The organism is Phytohabitans rumicis (assembly GCF_011764445.1).
Taxonomy (GTDB): Bacteria; Actinomycetota; Actinomycetes; order Mycobacteriales; family Micromonosporaceae; genus Phytohabitans; species Phytohabitans rumicis.
The window spans coordinates 5,744,007-5,762,034 of sequence record NZ_BLPG01000001.1 but is presented as its reverse complement, the minus strand read 5'-3'; the positions used below and the strand labels follow the sequence as shown (position 1 = coordinate 5,762,034).

Here is an 18,028-nt window from a genome sequence, read left to right as displayed (position 1 = left end):
GGAGATCGAACCACGAACATATGCCCTTGATCGACGGGCGAGCCCTTGATCGGGGGACGCGGAGGGTGAGGCCGCGGGAGCAACGGTCGAGACCACGACGCACGTCGCGGCAGCTCGCATCTGTCTCTTGGAACAGATCGTCTAGGCGAGCGCGTTGATGTCTGTTGGATCCAGGATCCTCTTAGGAGCACCCTGGCGCGCGACGTTCAGCATGGCGAGACCGATCCGCTCGGTCGTCGTCATCTGCTTCGGGAAGAGCCGCATGATCAGTGGTACGACCGGAGAGACGATCCGGTACATCACCCGGTAGAGCCGGGTCCGGGAGGTGGCGCCGTGCATCGCCCGGATGAACCCGGGCCGGAACATGTACGCGTTCGGGTACAGGGCCAGCAGCGCGTCCTCGGTCTGGCCCTTGACCTGCGCCCACATCGCCCGGCCGCCGGTGCCGGCACCGGACACGTAGATGAAGGTCAGGTCGGGGTTCGCCGGCGCCAGCGCGTGCCCGGCCGCCATCGTCACGTCGTACGTGATGCGCCGGTAGTCGGCCTCGCTCATCCCCGTCGACGAGACGCCCAGGCAGAAGAAGCACGCGTCCTGGTCGCCCAGGTCGTCCTGGATGCTGGAGAGGTCCAGCAGGTCCTTGTGGACGATCTCGCGGAGCTTCTCGTGCCGCTGCCCGGTCGGCGCCCGGCCGATCGACAGCACACTCTCGACATCGGGAGCGAGGAGGCACTCGCGCAGCACACCCTGCCCGATCATCCCGGTGGCGCCGAAGAGGACGACTCTCACAGGAAGACCGTACCGGCAGCTCCCGGGTGGACGAAGCCCAACAGCCGTTCGCCCTCCTGCGCGACCGCCGACCGGTCCCGCTTGGACAGCCCCCCGAAGGGCCGGATCTCCAGCCGCCGCTTCGCGATCGTCCAGGTGCCGGCCACGATCCCGTCCACGAGAACCGCGCGGACCAGCCGGTGCTTGGCCATGTACGCCCGATGCGCGTCGGCGATGACCCGTGTGCGGTCGTCGTGCGAGACCAACAGGTTGTCGAAGTCCGGCAGGAAGCGCACCGGCGCCGGGGTGTCCGGGTCGGGCCGGGGCGCGTCCGGCAGGTCGAAGAGCTCCCGGCCCGCCTCGTCCCGAAAGCGGGCCAGCGGGAGCCGCTCGACCACCTCGCGCAGCCCGGTCAGCCCCGACCAGGTCTGTGCATCCTGGACGGTCGCCGGCCCGAACGCGCCGAGGTAGCGGGTCACCATCGAGCCCGGGTCCATGGCGGCGAGCGGGCGCCCGAGCCAGGACTCCGCGGTGGTCAGCACCGGCTGGCCGCTGCGGCCCCAGAGCCCGCGCGGCGGCACCTGCACCAGGGGCAGCAGGTCGCGCAGGGCGTACGCCAGCGAGGCGCCCGGCCGGTCCGGCCACCGCTCGGCGAGGAGCGCGCTCAACTGCGTACCCGTGCGGGGTTGGGCCTCGACGAGCTCGCGCCCGGCGGCGGCGACGGCCGGCAGGTCGAGGCCACGCAGCGCCGGGCCGTGCAGGACGTTGGTACGCAGGTCGCGGTCGTAGATCGGCTGGGTCAGCGGGCGCAGCGCCAGCGCGTCGGCGGCGGTGGCGAGATGGACCGTGCCACGCATCAGGGCGATCCGTACCACCGCCCGGTCCAGCAGCAGCTGGCTCAGCGCCTGCGGGTCGAACGTGGACAGTCGCGTCCACAGCCCGATGTACGGCGCGTGCGGCGCCTGACCCTGCATGCCGACGAGGTGCTCGATGGCCTGTCGAGCCGGCATGTCCGAGCGGCGCAGCAGGAGCTGGCGGGCGAGCGTGGCGCGCCCGAGAGCGCGCCACGTCAAGACCTCGCTCACTTCAGTCCACTGTAGAAGTCGCGGATGTCCGCGGCCAGTTCCGCCGTCGCCAGGTGGGCCGCGTAGTGCCCGCCGGGCGAGTCGTACGCGTGCCACGACCGGATGTCGAGGTGGTCGCGCTCGGCGAAGGTGCGCATCGAGACGAAGTCACCCTGGAACATCGCCAGGCCGAGCGGCACCGTCGTCGGCCCGGTGGGCGTCTCGGCACGCGCGTCCTCGTAGTAGAAGCGGGTCGCCGAGGTGGCCGTGCCGGTCAGCCAGTACAGCATCGTGTTGGTGAGGACGAAGTCGGCGTCGAGGTCCTCGCCCAGGATCTGCGCGTTCCAGCCCAGCAGGCCGGCGGGCGAGTCGAAGATGGCGTACGACAGGGTCTGCGGCTGCTGCGAGTGCAGGACGTTGTACGCCATCTTGTTGTCGTAGAACCACTGCAGGACCTCGAGTCCCTTGTGCTCCTCCGGGGTGAGCTTCTCGAACTCGGCCGGGTCGCCGGATGGAAACGAGAAGACCTGCGTCACGTGTACGCCGACCACGTGCTCCGGGTCGATCCGCCCCACCTCGGGCGAGACGAACGAGCCGGCGTCGTTGCCGACCGCGCCGTACCGGTCGTAGCCCAGTCGCCGCATCAGCTCGGCCCACGCCTTGGCGGTGCGGTACCGGTTCCAGCCCTTGTCCGTGGTCGGGCCGGAGAAGCCGAAGCCGGGCAGCGACGGAATCACTAGGTGGAAGTCCTCGGACAGCGGGGCGATCGCGTCCAGGTACTCCACAATGGAGCCGGGCCAGCCGTGCGTGAGGATCAGCGGCAGCGCGTCCTCGCGCGCCGACCGGACATGCAGGAAGTGGATGTTCTGCCCGTCGATCGTGGTAGTGAACTGCGGGAAGGCGTTCAAGCGAGCCTCCCAGGCCCGCCAGTCGTACCCGGAGCGCCAGTAGTCGGCGAGCTTCTTCACGTACGCCACCGGCACGCCGTAGTCCCAACCCGAGCCCGGGATCTCGTCGGGCCAGCGGGTCCGGTCCAGGCGGTCGCGGAGGTCGTCGAGGTCCGCCTGCGGTACGTCGATGCGGAACGGCTTGATCTCGGTGTTTTCGCTCATGACAGATACGCTACGGACCCTTCCGGTCAGGTCCTGTCCTAAAGCCCTGGCAGACTTTCGAGAATGCTGGAGACCTCCGCGAGACTGCTTCGCCTGCTGTCGTTGTTGCAGGCCAAGCGGGACTGGTCCGGGGCGGCCCTGGCCGAACGGCTGGAGGTGAGCGAGCGCACCGTCCGGCGCGACGTCGACCGGCTGCGCGACCTCGGCTACCCGGTGCACGCCAGCCGCGGCACGGACGGCGGCTACCGGCTCGGCGCCGGCGCCGCCATGCCGCCGCTGCTGCTGGACGACGACGAGGCCGTCGCGGTGGCGATCGGGTTGCGCACCGCCGCGGGCGGCACGGTCGCCGGCATCGAGGAGACCTCGGTACGCGCGCTCGCCAAGCTCGAACAGGTGCTCCCGGCTCGGCTACGGCACCGGGTGAACGCGCTACAGGCGTACACGGTGCCGGTGCCGCCGGACCGGCCGGGCCCCACCGTCGACCCGGGCGTGCTGACCACCTTGGCGGCGGCGTGCCGCGACGCGGAGCGGCTGCGGTTCGACTACCGGGGCCACGACGGATCGGCCAGCGTCCGGGCGGTGGAGCCGCACCGGCTGGTGTCCTGGGGACGCCGCTGGTACCTGGTCGCGTGGGACGTCGACCGCCAGGACTGGCGCACGTTCCGGGTGGACCGCATCGACCCGCGTACGCCGACCGGCCCGCGCTTCGCGCCGCGCGAGGGGCCGGAGGGCGGCGCCGCGGCGCACGTGGCCCGGGGCGTCTCGGCCGCGGCGTGGCGCTGGCGGGCACGGGTCCTCGTGCACGCCCCGGCGGAGGTGGTGACCGAGCGGATCAACCCAGCGGTCGGCGTGGTCGAGGCTGTCGACATTGGCTCCTGCATTTTGGATACAGGAGCCGACAGCCTCAATACTCTCGCCGTGTACCTGGGCATGCTCGACCTCGACTTCGAGGTCACCGATCCGCCCGAACTGGTCGCCTACCTGCGCACGCTAGGAAGCCGCTACGGCCGCGCCGCTGACGTTGGCGAGAAGTAGCGCCTCCGCGAGGCACACCCGCGCGAACTCGCCCAGGTGCAGGCTCTCGTTCGGCCCGTGCGCCTGCGAGCTCGGGTCCTCCACGCCGGTCACCAGGATCGCCGCGCCGGGAAACATCTCCTGGAAGGTCGCGATGAACGGGATCGACCCACCCACCCCGATCTCCACCGCTTCCACGCCGTCCCAGGCGTCCCGGAAGGCCGCCCGCGCCGCGTCGTACATCGGCCCCGTCGCGTCGATCACGCACGGCGCCCCGTCGTGCTCGAACGTCACCTCGACCTGGGCGCCCCACACCGCGTACTGCTCCAGGTGGGCCTTGACCGCCAGGTACGCGCTCTTGGGCTCGTCGCCCGGCGCCAACCGGACGCTCAGCTTCGCCTTGGCCTTCGGCACGATCGCGTTGGGCGCCTCCGACGTACGCGGGGCGTCGATGCCCAGCACCGCCAGCGCCGGCTTGGTCCAGATCCGCTCGGTGAGCCGGCCGGTGCCCACGAACTGCACCCCGTCGAGCAAGCCGGCCTCGGCCCGGAGCCGGTCTTCGGGGTAGTCGACCGGCGCGCCGCCCTTGCCGACCAGCCCGTCGACCGCCACGTCGCCGTTGTCGTCGTGCAGCGTGGCGAGCAGCTTGGCCAGCACGGTCAGCGCGTCCGGCACCGCCCCGCCGAACATTCCACTGTGTACGGCGTGCTCCGCCGTGCGCACCTCGACGAACATGTTGACGATGCCGCGCAGCGAGGTGGTGAGCGCCGGTACGCCGATGTCCCAGTTGCCCGAGTCGGCGATCACGATCACGTCCGCGGCGAGGTCGTCCCGGTGCTCGTCGAGCAGTCGCTCCAGCGACTCCGAGCCGAACTCCTCCTCGCCCTCCACGAACACCACCACACCGACCGGGAGGTCGTCCCCGTACGCCCGCAGCGCCGCGACGTGCGCCATGACCCCGGCCTTGTCGTCGGCGGCGCCCCGACCGTAGAGCCGCCCGTCCCGCTCCACCGGCTCGAACGGCTCACTCTCCCAGAGCGAGAGATCGCCCACCGGCTGGACGTCGTGGTGGGCGTAGAGCAGGACGGTGGGCGCACCGGGCGGCGCCGGACGCTTGCCGATCACCGCGGGCTGGCCGCCGGAGCGCACGATCCGCACCTCGAGCCCGCAACCGCGCAGCAACTCGGCGACCGCCTCGGCTGACCGCTCGACGGGCGAGTGGTCGAAACCGTCGAACGCGATGCCCGGGATGCGGACCAGGCGTTCGAGATCGGCACGCACTCCGGGCAACTCGCGCGTGATCGCCGCGCGCAGCTCAGGCTCGCTCAAGGTCATGAGCCGAATACTACGTCTCGGTCGAGTCCTGACCGTCGCCGTCGCTGTCGCCGTTGCCATTGCCGTTGCTCGGCGGCGGTGGCGTCGTGCGCCGCTCACCGCGCGCGGCCCGGCCGGCCGCCTCGCCCGCGGCGCCGAACCACGCCCGAGCCTTTCCGGCCGCCCCGCCGGCCCACTCGCCCATCTCGCTGGCCCCGTCGCCGAGCCGGCGCAGCAGCCCGACCAGCGGGTCCTGCGTACGCCCGAACGCCTCCCGGTAGGACTCCGCCGCGGCCTTGACCTCGGTCGTCACGGAGGCGGTGCTGTCGTCCTCGCGACGCGGGTAGTCGCCCTCCAGGATCCGCGCGTAGTCGCCCGAGTCGATCCAATGCCGCAGGGCGGCCGCGCGCGCCACCGGCACGGGGTGGGTGGACCACAGGGTCATCCGGAGCTTGTGGAGGCTGTCCCGCAGGTCGCCGCCCCCGTCGTACTCCGCCGCCTGCTCCAGGAACGCCGCGGTATCGACCTGGGAGAGGTCGCCGCCGCCGGCCATCTTCATCAGCAGCCGCAGCGAGGCGGCCGGGTCCTGGCCCGCCAGCAGGCCCGCCCGGTCGGCGGACAGCTCGGCCTTGCGCCACCACTCCATCATCGCCCCGATGATCGCGCGCAGGGCGAGCGCGCCGACCGGGAGCCAGCTCAGGCTGGCCGCCCACCGGGTCAGGATGATCAGGATGGTCTTGTAGACGGCGTGCCCGCTGCGCACGTGGCCCAGCTCGTGCCCGAGCAGCGCCCGCAGCTCGTCGTCGTCGAGCTGCTGCACGCTCGCCGTCGGAAGGACGATGAACGGCTTGTCGAGGCCGATCGCCTGCCCATTGAGGAACGGGTCCTGCTTGACGTACAGCTCCGGCAGCTCCGGCACATCGAGCGAGGTCGCCGCCTCCGCGTACAGCTGGTAGACGCGCGGGTACTGCCGGTGGTCGACGCGGATCGCCGACGCGAGATACGCCAGCCGGAAGCCCCGCTCGTTCCACATCCCGAAGAACGCCTTGACCACGTCGTCGAAGCCACGCAGCTCACGCAGCGCGGTCAGCGCGCCGCGGTCGGCCGGGTGCTCCCAGGCCCGCGAGCTGATCCCGGTAAGCACCACCCGGCGCCGCGCCGGCGGCGTCGCAGGTGTCGCAGTACCGCCTTCATCGCTTGACGTCATGGCCGCTCCCCCGGGTGTGTGATGTCGCTCATGCCGATGGTGCCTGAGCCGATGCCCGGCGTCTATGGGCCATACCCCGGATATCCCCCCTAGGGTCTGCCACGACGTGGCAGACCCTAGGGATGGGGGGTGGTGTCCACCACCAGATCGGCGTGGTGGGCCGTGGCGTCCGCGGCAAAGTGCGCGTCCTCGCCCCGCCGCCATTCTTCGAGGTACGCCGAGAGCGTCCCGCCGTCTCTCTCCTGCGCCCGGCGCACCCTCGTCGCGAGCGGGGCGGTGACGAACACCGACAGGGTCAGCTCCGGCCTGATCCTCGCGCGGGCGGACGTGACGCCTTCGAGGATCACCACGGGGGCCGGCTCGACCACCGTCCACTCCGGACCAAAGCACCCCGCTTCCCAGTCGTACGTCCGGTAGCGCCCCGGCCGGCCCGCGCGCAGCGGCGCCAGCACCCACTCCTCCAGCCGGGGCCAGAACGTCACCTGGTCGCCCCACCCGTCGAGCAGGTCATCGGTGTGCACGACCGGGACGGCGGGGCCGAGCGCGGTGGCCAAGCGCCCCGCGAACCGCGTCTTCCCCGCCCCGCTAGGCCCGTCGACGGCCACCAACCGCGTCCCTCCCAACCGCGCCGCCCGCCGCCAAACCTCCCCCGCAATCTCCCCATACACCCCTCATCCTCCCCTCTACCCCTCACCCCGCTCCCACCGTCGCTCCCCGCTGCCGCGCTCACCCCGCCGCCGCGCGCACCCCGCCGCCGCGCGCACCCCGCCGCCGCGCGCACCCCGCCGCCGCGCGCACCCCGCCGCCGCGCGCACCCCGCCGCCGCGCGCACCCCGCCGCCCTCCGCGTCGATCAAGGACTTCCGCGTCGATCAAGGGCATACGGCCGTACTTTGATCTCCAAACCACGACCGTTCGCCCTTGATCGACGCGGAAGTCCTTGATCGACGCAGCGCAACGAGACGGGGCGCGGCGAGGGCGGGGCGGCACGGCGCCCGGGCAGCGCACTCGAACGCGTCAGGCGCGGTTAGGCGGGCGCGGGTGCTCCCGGCGGGATGAAGGGCAGGCCGGGCGGTGGGCCCGCCTCGACCAGGCGCCACAGGGCATCCGTGTCGAGGTGCTCCTCGACCAGGTCGCCGAGCAGGTCGAGGGTGCGTTCGCGGACCGCGGCGAACGCGGTGTCCGGCGCGACCAGAAAGCCGTGCCGCCCGGCGAGCCGCGCCGCCTCGGCGAGGAACCGCCGGCGGAACTCGTCGGACTCGAAGGCGCCGTGCCAGTGTGTGCCGAAGACGTTGCCTTGGGCGGCTCCCTCGGCGCGGCCGTCCGTGTACTGGATCAGCGGGGCGAGCGACGGGTCGGCGCGGGAGACGTACCCGTGATGGATCTCGTAGCCGTGCACCGGGACCGACCCGAACGCCGTGCCCACCGACTGCGCCAGGGTCTTGCGCGGGCCGAACGTGACCTCGACCGGCAGCAGGCCGAGCCCCGGCACGGTGCCGCGCCGGCTCTCCACCTCGTCGTGGATCAGCGTGCCGAGCATCTGGAACCCGCCGCAGATGCCCAGGACGGGCCGGCCGGACGCGGCGTGGGCGGTCACCGCGTCGGCGAGGCCGGTGTCGCGCAGCCATGCCAGATCGTCCACGGTGGACTTGGACCCGGGCAGTACGACGAGGTCGGCGTCGGCCAGCTCGGCCGGCTCGATCGTGAGCCGCACCCGCACGCCGGGCTCGGTGGCGAGCGCTTCCGCGTCGGTGGCGTTGGAGATCCGGGGCAGCCGTACGACGGCGACCCGTAGCCACTGCGTGCCTCGCGGTGGCGCCGGCCGGCCGAGCACCCGCCCGTACGCGAGCGAGTCCTCGGCGTCGAGCCACAGGTCCAGGTGCCAGGGCAGTACGCCGAGCACCGCCCGCCCGGTCACGGCGGTGATCATGTCGAGCCCCGGGCGGAGGAGGCCGGGGTCGCCGCGGAACTTGTTCACGACGAAGCCGGCCACCAGCGCCTGGTCTTCGGGCGACAGCAGCGCCACGGTCCCGAACAGCGCGGCGAACACCCCGCCCCGGTCGATGTCGCCGACGACGATGGCGGGCAGGCCGGCGTGCCGGGCCAGCCCCATGTTGACGAAGTCGCCGTCCCGCAGGTTGATCTCGGCGGGGCTGCCGGCGCCCTCGCAGACCACCACGTCGTACTCGGCGCGCAGCTCGGCCAGCGTGTCGAACACGGTGGTGGCGAGGCGGTGGCGCAGCGACCGGTAGTTCGCCGCGGTGACCGTGTCGACCGCCTCGCCCAGCAGGACGACCTGGCTCGACCGGTCGCTGCCCGGCTTGAGCAGCACCGGGTTGAAGCGGACGTCCGGCGCGACGCCGCTCGCCGCCGCCTGCATCGCCTGCGCCCGCCCGATCTCACCCCGCCGGCGACCACCGCCGAGTTGTTGGACATGTTCTGTGCCTTGAACGGGGCGACCTTCACGCCCTGCCGCCGAAGCCACCGGCACACCCCTGCGGTGACCACGGACTTACCCGCGTCGGATGTGGTCCCGGCGACGAGGAGTCCCCTCATTTAGCGCCCCGCACGGCCGCCACCACGCCCGCGAGGGCCACCGCGGCGAGCCCGACGGCGCCGGAGAGCCGGGCCGCGCGGCGGATGTCCAGCGCCACCGGACGTGGTCCGTCGCCGAGGAACGGGCGGGTCTCGGACCGTCCGAAGTAGACGTTGCGGCCGCCGAGGCGTACGCCCAGCGCGCCCGCCATCGCGGACTCGCACTGGCCCGCGTTGGGGCTCGGGTGGTCGGCCCCGTCCCGCCGCCAGATGCGCCAGGCGTTCGCCGGGTCGCCGGCGACGAGCGGGGCGGCGGCGACCGTCAGCGCCGCCGTCAGCCGGGACGGTACGAGGTTGAGCCCGTCGTCCAGCCGGGCCGCCGCCGTGCCGAACCGGGCGTACCGCGCCGAGCGGTGGCCCACCATCGCGTCCAGCGTGTTGGCCGCCCGGTAGCCGACCAGCCCCGGCAGCCCCGCGACCGCGCCCCAGAAGAGCGGCGCCACGACGGCGTCCGAGGTGTTTTCGGCTACCGACTCGACGGTGGCGCGGGCCAGCTCCGGCTCATCCAGACTGGACGGATCGCGGCCGCACAGATGGCTCAGCCGGGCGCGTGCGGCGGGCAGGTCGGCCCGTTCCAGGGCGCCGGCCATGATGCCCGCCTCGCTGCGGAGCGTACGGGCACCGAGCACCGCCCACGTGCCGGCGGCCACCAGGACCGCGCGGGCCAGCGGGCGCCGCCGGGTGGCCACGGTCGCGGCGACGGCGGCGGCCACCGGCGCACCCACGGCGAGCGCGGTGAACGCCGCCCCGGCCGTACGCCCGGGCCGGTAGAGCCGGCGTTCGAGGGCGGCGGCCGCCTGGCCGAAGCCGGCCACCGGGTGGTACCGGCGCGGATCGCCCACCAGCGCGTCCACGGCGTACCCGGCGAGCAGGCCCACGGCGTTGGGCAGGCTCATCGCGCCCCGCTCCGCGCCCGCATGGCGATCACCCCCGACGGGCAGCCTAGCGGGGGCGGGATGGCCGACCGGACGGCACCGACCACCCCGCCTGCGCTTACGCCGGCACCGGCGTACGGCCGCGGCCGCGCCGGGCCCGCCCGGTTTCGGCCGAGGCGGCCGGGTCGAGCACCACCGGGTCGGGCTCCGCGCCGTCACCGGGGAGCGCGTCCAGCTCGCCGCTCCCGGGGGATCCGGGGTCGTCCGGGTCCAGGTCGTCGTCCGCGTCCTCGGACACATCCGAAGACGTGTCCTCGGATGTGTCCTCGCCGAAGCCGCCACCGCCCCGCATCTCGGCCAACGCGTCGTACCCGGGTGCGGGCGAGATCGGCGCGTCGCTGAAGTCCGGATCGTCGAGCGTGTGGTCGCCGAAGTGGGTGGGCGCCTCGTCCGCCGGCACCGCCTCGGTGGCCTCGCCGCGCACCCGGGTGTCGGCCTCGGCGTCCTCCACCGCGCTGGTGGCCATCACCGCGCGGTTGCGGGCGAACCGGCCCCGGCCGCGGGCCAGGTCGTGGCCGACCGCGACCGCCTCCATCTCGTACAGCGTGCGGTGGTTGCCCTCGCCGTCGGTCCAGTCCCGCGTGTAGAGCCGGCCGACCACGATGATCGGGTCGCCGACCATGACGCTGGCGGACACGCCCTCGGCGAGCTTGCGCCAGCACGTCACCCGTACCCGCAGGCTGTTGCCGTCGATCCAGCGGCCGGTCTCCCGGTCGAGGCGGCGCGCGGTCGAGGCGACCTTGAACTTGGCGACCAGCGAGTTGGTCTGGGTCGTGCGCCGCCAGTCCGGGGCGGTCATCACATTTCCGACAATTGTGACGTAGGTATCGAACATCGCGTCTCCCACAGGGGCTCGAAGGGCTTGCGGTGCGAGTCGACTCGGGCCACAGCGTGAACCCAGGAAGGCAGCCGCGCCACCCCACGCACCCCCGGCTGTGGATAACTGGGGCGCCTGTGGAAAACGCCCTGATCAAGCTCTGATGTGCTATGGGCTACCAGCCGGTACCGTGCAAGCGTGGAACCGGACGTGTTGGGAGCGCCCTACCAGAGCCAGGTCATCGACCTGGGGCGCGACGACGAGGGCCCCGTGGTGGCCACCCTCGTCAGCCGGCGTGCGCAGCAGCCCACCGGGCGCGCTGTGCTCTATGTGCACGGCTTCGTGGACTACTTCTTCCAGACCCACCTCGCCGAGTTCTACACCGACCGCGGCTGGGACTTCTACGCGCTCGACCTGCGCAAGTACGGCCGCAGCCTGCTGCCGCACCAGACGCCCAACTTCTGCCACAACCTCACCGACTACTACCCGGAGCTCGACGCGGCGGCCCGGATCATCCGCGCCGAGGACGGCCACGACACGCTGCTGGTCAACGGCCACTCCACCGGCGGCCTGATCACCTCGCTGTGGGCCCACGACCGGCGCGCCGACGGCATCGTGGACGGCCTCTTCCTCAACAGCCCGTTCTTCGACTTCAACGCGCCCTGGTTCGTCCGCCGCCCGGTCGCGGCCGCCGTCGCCCGGGTCGGCCGCGGCGCGCCGTACCGGATCGTCCCGCTCGGCCTCTCCCAGGTGTACGGCCAGAGCCTGCACGTCGAGCAGCGCGGCGAATGGGCGTACGACCTGACCTGGAAGCCCCTGCTCGGATTCCCGGTACGCGCCGGCTGGCTGGACGCGATCCGGCGGGCGCACCTGCGGCTGCGGGCCGGGCTCGCGATTCCCGGCCCGATCCTGCTGGCCTGCTCCGAGCGCAGCTTCCGTGGCTCCCGCTGGGACGACTCCGCCGCCCTCGCGGACGCCGTCCTCGACGTCGAGCACATCGTCCGATGGGCGCCCCGCCTCGGCAGACATGTGACGGTCGTCCGGTTCGACGGCGGGAAGCACGACCTGACCCTGTCCGGCCCGGCCGTACGCGATCAAGTCTTCCGTGAGCTGGACCGATGGATGGGCGCGTACGTCGGCCGGCCCCTGCCGGCCGACGAAGCAACCGCCTGACAGACCGACACCGACATCGGTCGTTAAGCCGGTGCTCGTCATGCTGACGCATGGAAACCTAATATGTGCTGGCCAGACCTAGCGCTCGTAGCTCAGCGGATAGAGCAGCTGCCTTCTAAGCAGTTGGTCGCAGGTTCGAATCCTGCCGAGCGCACCCCGCCTCCCCGACGGGCGGCACCGCCTGGTCCGATCACCGCCAGACGCCGGGCGCCCCGGCGGAGATGATGATCGGGTGCTGGACTTCGAGACGTCGTACCGGGCGATGTCGAGCCGCGATCCGCGGTTCGACGGCCGGTTCGTCGTGGCCGTGACCAGCACCGGTGTCTACTGCCGGCCGAGTTGCCCCTCGCGCACCCCGCGCCCGGAAAACACCCGCTTCTTCCGCCTGCCCGCGGGCGCGGAGACGGCCGGCTTCCGGGCCTGCCGCCGCTGCCGGCCCGACGTCGCGCCGTCCTCCCCCGAGTGGAACGTCCGCGGTGATCTCACCGCACGCGCGCTGCGCCTCATCTCCGGCGGGACCGTCGATCAGGAGGGGGTGACCGGGCTGGCCCGCCGCCTCGCCGTCAGCGAGCGGCACCTGCACCGCCAACTCGTCGCGGAGGTCGGCGTCGGCCCGCAGGCGCTGGCGATCAGCCGCCGCGCGCAACTGGCCCGGATGCTGGTCGAGTCCAGCGCGCTGCCGCTGGCCGAGGTCGCGTTCGCCGCCGGCTACTCCAGCGTCCGCCAGTTCAACGACGGCGTCCGCGCGGCGTTCGGTTGCCCACCCGGCGAGTTACGGCGTCGCCGCCCCGCCGAGGCCAGCGGCGACGGCCGGCTCACCCTCCGCCTGGCGTACCGGCCGCCGCTCGCGGTCGAGCCGCTGCTCGCCTGGCTCGCCGCCCACGCGCTGCCCGGCGTCGAGGCCGTCACGGACGGCCAATACCACCGGACGCTGCGCCTGCCGCACGGTCCGGGGCGGGTCGCCGTTTCATTCGATCGGGTACGCCGAAGCGTGTCACCCGGGTTCGCGACGGTGGGGTTGGCCCTGACCGACGTGCGGGACGTCGCCGCCGCGGTGCAACGCTGCCGCGACATCTTCGACCTGGACGCCGACCCCGCGCTGATCGAGGAGGACCTGCTGCCCGATCCGGTGCTCGGGCCGCTGATGCGCGCCCGTCCGGGGCTGCGGGTGCCCGGTTGCGCGGACGGGTTCGAGCTGGCCGTGACGGCGGTGCTGGGCCGCCGGGCGGGCCGGCTCGCGGACATCACGCCCGAAGCTCTGCTCGACGCCGACGTGCCCGTCACCGTGCGCGCCCTGGCCCAGGCGGTGGTCGACAAGGGACTCACCCTGGATCGCGGCGCGGACCGGGACGAGGCGGTCGCCGTGCTGCGCGCGATCCCGGGGATCGGCCCGCAGACCGCCGGCTACATCGCCATGCGAGCGCTCGCCGACCCCGACGTATTCCCCCTACGCGACGCGAAACTGCGCGCTACCGCCCGCCGGCACTGGCGCCCTTGGCGCTCGTACGCCGCGATGCACTTATGGAGTAGTTGATGCGGCAGTACGTCCAGGTCCTCCGGAACGCGGACTTCCGTCGACTGTGGACCGGCTCGACGGTGTCCACACTGGGCGATGGCATGACGTTCGTGGCGCTGTCGTGGCTGGTGCTCTCCCGGCCCGGCGGCACCGCCCAGCTCGGCCTGCTCGGGATCTGCTACACGGCGCCGGTCCTGCTGGGTGGGCTGGCGGTGGGGCCGCTGCTGGACCGGTTCGACAAGCGGGCCGTGCTCATCGCCGACAGCCTGCTGCGCGCCGTCGCGGTCGCGTCGATCCCGCTGACCGCGGCGCTCGGGGCGGTGCCGGGGTGGCTGCCGTTCGCCGTCGCCGCCACGTACGGGCTGCTGAAAATGGTGCCGCTGGCCGGGTTTCCGGCGGCGATCCCGCAACTCGTGGAGGAGTCCGATTTGGACCCGGCCAACGCGCTGGAGTCGCTGAGCTTCAGCGTCGCCGGCGTGGTCGGCCCGGCCGCCGCGGGCCTGCTGATCACCCAGATCGGCGCCGCCAACGTACTCCTGATCGACAGCGCCTCGTTCCTCGTCTTCGCCCTCGCCGCGGCCCGGGTACGGCGCCCGCTGCGCGCCCAGCCGTCCTCGGTTCCGGCGAGCCGCCGGCCGGTGCTCCGCAGCCTGGTCCGCGACCGGGTCATCGTCGGCACGACGCTGGCGTTCATGGCGTTCAATGTCGCCGAAGGCATGCTGATGGTGACCGCCCCCTGGCTGGCCAAGCACCACCTGCCCGCCGGCGCCGCCGCGCTCGGCGGCCTGCTGTCGGCGCTGGCCGCCGGCGAGATCGTCGGAGCCGCGTTCGCCGGCCAACGCCAGCCCGTCGGGTCCCGGGTACGCGCCATCGGCGCCGTCCAGGCCGTCGCCGCCCTGGGGTTCCTGGCCCTGCTCGCCAGCCCGCACCAACTCCTGGTGGGCGCCGGCTTCTTCGCGATCGGGCTGCTCAGCGCGCCGATGACGGTGTGGGCCCAGTCGCTGCGGATGCGCCGGATCCCACCGGAGCTGCACGGCCGGGCGTTCGCCACCCTGCGCACCCTCATGCAGGCCACCCCGCCCATCGGTTCCGCGCTGGCGACACCGCTGCTCGTGGGCGGCCGGCTGACCGCCGCCGCGGTCGTGATGACCCTCGTCGCCGGCCTACCCGCGCTGTACCTGATCGGCGACGTGCCCGCGCCCGACCGCACCCCGGTCGAGTCGTAGCCCCGGGCGCCACCGACCGTTACTCTGCACTCACATCTTCCTATATAGGAGGTCACGAGTGGCCAAGGGAAAGTTCGAACTGGTGTTCATGGCCGGCGGGCTGCTACTCGACGTGGTGGCCAACCGGCTGCGCCGGGCGCCCGCGACGCCCCGGGAGGCGGTCGGCGCCGCCATGCACGCGCTCACGTACGCGTTCGAGCAGAAGCGTGACGAACTGGCGGAGGCGGACGCCGGAGCCATCGATGCGCAGCTCACCGCGATCCGCGAGGAGCTGTGCGCCGACTCGCCGCACCGGCTGCTGCTATCGGCGTACCTCGATGAGCTGGCCGAGCGGGTCAAATCGGACGACGAGCTCACCGCGGACGTCGAGCGGGTACGCGAGAAGGTTGCGAGCTGGCTGGGTTGATCTTCCGGGGCGGCTGCCGTCAGGCGCGGGCCGGGCCCTGGTAGTCGGGCGACACATAGACCGGCAGCCGCTCCCCGCCGCCGCGTGCGAACCGCCGGATGTAGGTGACGCAGTCGACGGCATCGGCCCTGGTGGTCACGTTGAAGTGGGTCGGCAGCGCGTCCAGGCCGCGCGAGAGCCGACCCGGCAGCACCTCATGCCGCTGCCCGTGCCATGGTCCACCCAGGAAGAGAACTCGCATTCGGTCATCTTCTCGTGATCCGGGCTCGACGTACAGGGCGTGGTACGGTCGTTCAGTTGCAGTTTTGACCGCCAGACGCTCTTTTGTGTCACCGGGTGAGTTCCGGTACGAAGGTTGATCAAACGCGGCGACGCGGTGCCCCGCGCAGTGCGGGGCTCCATCAGCCTCATCCAAGGAGTAAAGATGGCTGTCGGCACGGTGAAGTGGTTCAACGCGGACAAGGGATTCGGGTTCATCTCGCAGGATGGGGGCGGCCCGGACGTGTTCGCCCACTTCTCCCACATCGCGACCAGCGGTTACCGCAGTCTGGACGAAAACCAGCGGGTCGAGTTCGACATCGAGCAGGGCCAGAAGGGTCCGCAGGCGACCAACATCCGCCCGCTCTGATAATTCACCTCGACGAGGTCCACCTGGCCGAGGTGCCAATGGTGCCGGAGGTTCGCCTGTTCCTCGCCGAGGACGCGATCCTTCTGTGGGCGCACCTAGAGGCAAAGGCCGGGCAGGCCCTGCCACCACCATTCTGGGCTTCGGCCTGGATGGGCGGGCAGGCGCTTGCCCGGTACGTCCTTGACCACCCGGACATCGTCGCCGGCCGGCGCGTGCTCGATCTCGCGTCAGGCTCCGGCCTCGTCGCGATCGCGGCCGCGCTGGCCGGTGCGCGGGTCGTCGTAGCCAACGACATCGACCCGTACGCCATCACGGCGATCGAGGCCAACGCGCGGGTCAACGACGTTGACGTGACGACCCATCTCGGCGACATGCTCACGGGCAGCGGTGACGATGCCGATGTCGTGCTCGCCGGGGACGTCCTCTACAACCCGTCGCTGGCCGGGGCGGTCCTGCCGTTCCTGGCCCGCGGCGTGGCCAGGGGCGCACGCGTGCTGGTCGGCGATCCCGACCGCGGCCACGTGCCTCGTCAGTTTCTGGAAACCGTGGCCACGTACCGCGTCCCGGTGACCGGGGCGCCGGAGGACGCGCAGATCAAGTTCGTCGACGTGCTCGCGCCCAAGCTGGCGGACATCTAGCCAAAGCTCGCCGCGAGTCGGCGTAGACCCGCACCGATCCGGTCGTACGGGATGGCGCCGTAACCGATCACCAGTCCTGGCCGGCCGGGCGGGTCGCCATGGTAGGCCGCCAGGGACTGCACCGCTACGCCCGCCGCGCTCGCGCGCGCCACGACGGCATCCATGTCGGACGGCACGCCGGGCGCGGCGAGGGCACACAGGTGCAGGCCCGCGGCCGACGGCACCACGCGTAGCCAGTCACCGAAGTCGTCCCGCAGGGCCGCCACGATCCGCCCATGGCGGGCCGCGTACTGGCGGGTCGCCTTGCGGACGTGCCGCGCCAGCAGCCCTTCGTCGATGAACCGCGCCAGCGCGCCCTGGGTCGGCTGGTCGCCGTGCCAGTCGGTGAGCCGCTTGGCGGTCCGCAGCGCCGGCCGCAGTGACGCGGGCGCGACCAGAAACCCGAGCCGCAGCATCGGCAACAGCGTCTTGCTGAACGACCCGACGTACACCACCCGGCCGCTGCGATCCAGGCTCTGCAACGGTTCGAGCGGTCGATCCTCGAAGCGGAACTCGCTGTCGTAGTCGTCTTCGATCACCACCCCGTTCCGCCGCTCCGCCCAGGCCAGCAGCGCGGCACGGCGGGCCAGCGACAGCGGCGTACCGAGCGGGAACTGGTGCGACGGCGTCACATACACCAGCCGGGCGGCCGCCGGGATCGCCGCGACGTCCAGCCCTTCGCCGTCAACGGGTACGCCGACCACCCGCGCGCCGAGCGAGCGGAAGAGCAGCCGGGCCGGCCAGTAACCGGGCTCCTCCACGGCGACCGTGCTGCCGGGCTCGATGAGCACCCGTCCGACGAGGTCGAGGGCCTGCTGCGCGCCATGTGTGACGAGTACGTCGTCCGCGCCCGCCCGTACCGACCGGGCGACGCCGACGTGCCGGGCGATCGCCGCACGCAGGCCGGCGTGCCCGGCCGGGTCGCCGTAGCCGGCCGCGCGGACGGTCGAGATGCGCAACTCGTGGGCCACCAGCCGGCGCCAGGTCTCGAACGGGAACAGTCGCGCGTCCGGCACACCAACGGAAAAGTCGTACTCCACTGTGGATGGTGTCTCGGCCGGCACCGGCAGCGTGCGCCACACGTCACGCGGCTGCACGCCGGACCCGACCGGCGCCGCCCGGGAGCGCGCCTTGGCGAGCCGCTCGGCGGACACGTACGTGCCGGCGCCGACCCGGCCCACCAGGAAGCCCTCCGCGGTCAGCCGCTCGTACGCCACGGCCACTGTGTTGCGTGACACGTCCAGCCGCTGGGCCATCTCCCGGGTGGGCGGCAGGCGCTCGCCGGGGCGCAACCGGCCGTCCAGGATCGCGTCGAGGAGCTGCCGGTAGATGCCGGCGGCCAGCTCGCGTCGCCCGGCGAGACTGACGTGGAAGTCCATGACGATTGGCCCACCAATCCACGCTGAGCTGCCACCTTACACCAGTCCAATAGCGGCCCGCGCCGGATCACGGCAGCGCTCGCCGATGCTGGCCGATGCTCGCCGATCAAGGACTTCCCCGCCGATCAAGGACTTCCTCGCCGATCAAGGGCAAACGGCCGTGGAAAAGAGATCAAAGCACGGCCGTACGCCCTTGAT

At 72.5% G+C, this 18,028-nt stretch carries 17 protein-coding genes, 1 tRNA gene and 1 pseudogene; 8 read left to right on the top strand and 11 right to left on the bottom strand.

Annotated features, from left to right (window positions below; translation table 11 throughout):
* Positions 1–141: 141 nt before the first annotated feature.
* Genes Prum_RS26225 through Prum_RS26215 form a run of 3 tightly spaced genes read right to left on the bottom strand, consistent with a single transcriptional unit; the run spans position 142 to position 2,944 of the window.
* Positions 142–789 carry an NAD-dependent epimerase/dehydratase family protein gene (locus Prum_RS26225; RefSeq protein ID WP_173078907.1) on the bottom strand — a complete coding sequence of 216 codons (648 nt, stop codon included), beginning with the start codon at positions 787–789 and terminating at the stop codon, positions 142–144.
* Entirely contained in the window at positions 786–1,853 is a 1,068-nt protein-coding gene (locus tag Prum_RS26220; RefSeq protein ID WP_246278104.1) for a winged helix DNA-binding domain-containing protein, read from the bottom strand. The genes Prum_RS26225 and Prum_RS26220 overlap by 4 nt, the downstream gene beginning before the upstream one ends.
* Positions 1,850–2,944 (bottom strand): epoxide hydrolase family protein, encoded by a 1,095-nt coding sequence (locus tag Prum_RS26215; protein WP_173078906.1) that lies wholly within the window; start codon positions 2,942–2,944, stop codon positions 1,850–1,852. Before Prum_RS26215 ends, Prum_RS26220 begins: the two co-directional genes overlap by 4 nt.
* 63 nt (positions 2,945–3,007) lie before the next feature.
* Between Prum_RS26215 and Prum_RS26210 the strand changes: the two genes are divergently transcribed.
* Entirely contained in the window at positions 3,008–3,979 is a 972-nt protein-coding gene (locus tag Prum_RS26210) for a helix-turn-helix transcriptional regulator (RefSeq protein ID WP_173078905.1), read from the top strand.
* On the opposite strand, the gene Prum_RS26205 is transcribed toward Prum_RS26210, so the two are convergent.
* The 6 genes and pseudogenes from Prum_RS26205 to Prum_RS26180 form a co-directional block, all read right to left on the bottom strand.
* Positions 3,935–5,287 carry a dipeptidase gene (locus Prum_RS26205; RefSeq protein ID WP_371871388.1) on the bottom strand — a complete coding sequence of 451 codons (1,353 nt, stop codon included), beginning with the start codon at positions 5,285–5,287 and terminating at the stop codon, positions 3,935–3,937. The two genes, Prum_RS26210 and Prum_RS26205, sit on opposite strands and share 45 nt — an antisense overlap.
* Positions 5,288–5,303: 16 nt before the next feature.
* Complete coding sequence (locus tag Prum_RS26200) at positions 5,304–6,479, bottom strand: M48 family metallopeptidase (protein ID WP_173078903.1); 1,176 nt, start codon at positions 6,477–6,479, stop codon at positions 5,304–5,306.
* Between the two features lie 116 nt (positions 6,480–6,595).
* Positions 6,596–7,084 carry a uridine kinase family protein gene (locus Prum_RS26195; RefSeq protein WP_371871263.1) on the bottom strand — a complete coding sequence of 163 codons (489 nt, stop codon included), beginning with the start codon at positions 7,082–7,084 and terminating at the stop codon, positions 6,596–6,598.
* A 421-nt stretch (positions 7,085–7,505) separates the two neighbouring features.
* Positions 7,506–9,034 (bottom strand): annotated as a pseudogene (locus tag Prum_RS26190) (cobyric acid synthase).
* Positions 9,031–9,969 (bottom strand): cobalamin biosynthesis protein, encoded by a 939-nt coding sequence (locus tag Prum_RS26185; protein ID WP_173078901.1) that lies wholly within the window; start codon positions 9,967–9,969, stop codon positions 9,031–9,033. Before Prum_RS26185 ends, Prum_RS26190 begins: the two are co-directional and overlap by 4 nt.
* A gap of 97 nt (positions 9,970–10,066) precedes the next feature.
* On the bottom strand, positions 10,067–10,843 hold the full coding sequence (locus tag Prum_RS26180; protein WP_173078900.1) for a single-stranded DNA-binding protein: 777 nt from the start codon (positions 10,841–10,843) through the stop codon (positions 10,067–10,069).
* Between the two features lie 180 nt (positions 10,844–11,023).
* Between Prum_RS26180 and Prum_RS26175 the strand changes: the two genes are divergently transcribed.
* From Prum_RS26175 to Prum_RS26155, 5 genes are all read left to right on the top strand, one after another.
* Complete coding sequence (locus Prum_RS26175) at positions 11,024–11,998, top strand: alpha/beta hydrolase (protein ID WP_173078899.1); 975 nt, start codon at positions 11,024–11,026, stop codon at positions 11,996–11,998.
* A gap of 81 nt (positions 11,999–12,079) precedes the next feature.
* A tRNA-Arg gene (locus tag Prum_RS26170) sits at positions 12,080–12,152 on the top strand.
* Between the two features lie 108 nt (positions 12,153–12,260).
* Positions 12,261–13,532: an AlkA N-terminal domain-containing protein gene (locus Prum_RS26165; protein ID WP_173084161.1), complete on the top strand. Its 1,272-nt coding sequence runs from the start codon at positions 12,261–12,263 to the stop codon at positions 13,530–13,532.
* Positions 13,532–14,740, top strand: coding sequence for an MFS transporter (locus Prum_RS26160; RefSeq protein ID WP_173078898.1), 1,209 nt, complete (start codon positions 13,532–13,534; stop codon positions 14,738–14,740). The genes Prum_RS26165 and Prum_RS26160 overlap by 1 nt, the downstream gene beginning before the upstream one ends.
* Before the next feature lie 58 nt (positions 14,741–14,798).
* On the top strand, positions 14,799–15,146 hold the full coding sequence (locus Prum_RS26155) for a hypothetical protein (protein WP_173078897.1): 348 nt from the start codon (positions 14,799–14,801) through the stop codon (positions 15,144–15,146).
* A gap of 19 nt (positions 15,147–15,165) precedes the next feature.
* On the opposite strand, the gene Prum_RS26150 is transcribed toward Prum_RS26155, so the two are convergent.
* On the bottom strand, positions 15,166–15,387 hold the full coding sequence (locus Prum_RS26150) for a hypothetical protein (RefSeq protein ID WP_173078896.1): 222 nt from the start codon (positions 15,385–15,387) through the stop codon (positions 15,166–15,168).
* A 183-nt stretch (positions 15,388–15,570) separates the two neighbouring features.
* On the opposite strand from Prum_RS26150, the gene Prum_RS26145 reads away from it, so the two are divergent.
* Entirely contained in the window at positions 15,571–15,774 is a 204-nt protein-coding gene (locus Prum_RS26145; RefSeq protein ID WP_173078895.1) for a cold-shock protein, read from the top strand.
* A 38-nt stretch (positions 15,775–15,812) separates the two neighbouring features.
* On the top strand, positions 15,813–16,412 hold the full coding sequence (locus tag Prum_RS26140; protein ID WP_173078894.1) for a class I SAM-dependent methyltransferase: 600 nt from the start codon (positions 15,813–15,815) through the stop codon (positions 16,410–16,412).
* Here Prum_RS26140 and pdxR read toward each other — a convergent pair.
* On the bottom strand, positions 16,409–17,830 hold the full coding sequence (gene pdxR / locus Prum_RS26135) for a MocR-like pyridoxine biosynthesis transcription factor PdxR (RefSeq protein ID WP_173078893.1): 1,422 nt from the start codon (positions 17,828–17,830) through the stop codon (positions 16,409–16,411). The two genes, Prum_RS26140 and pdxR, sit on opposite strands and share 4 nt — an antisense overlap.
* Between the last annotated feature and the right edge of the window lie 198 nt (positions 17,831–18,028).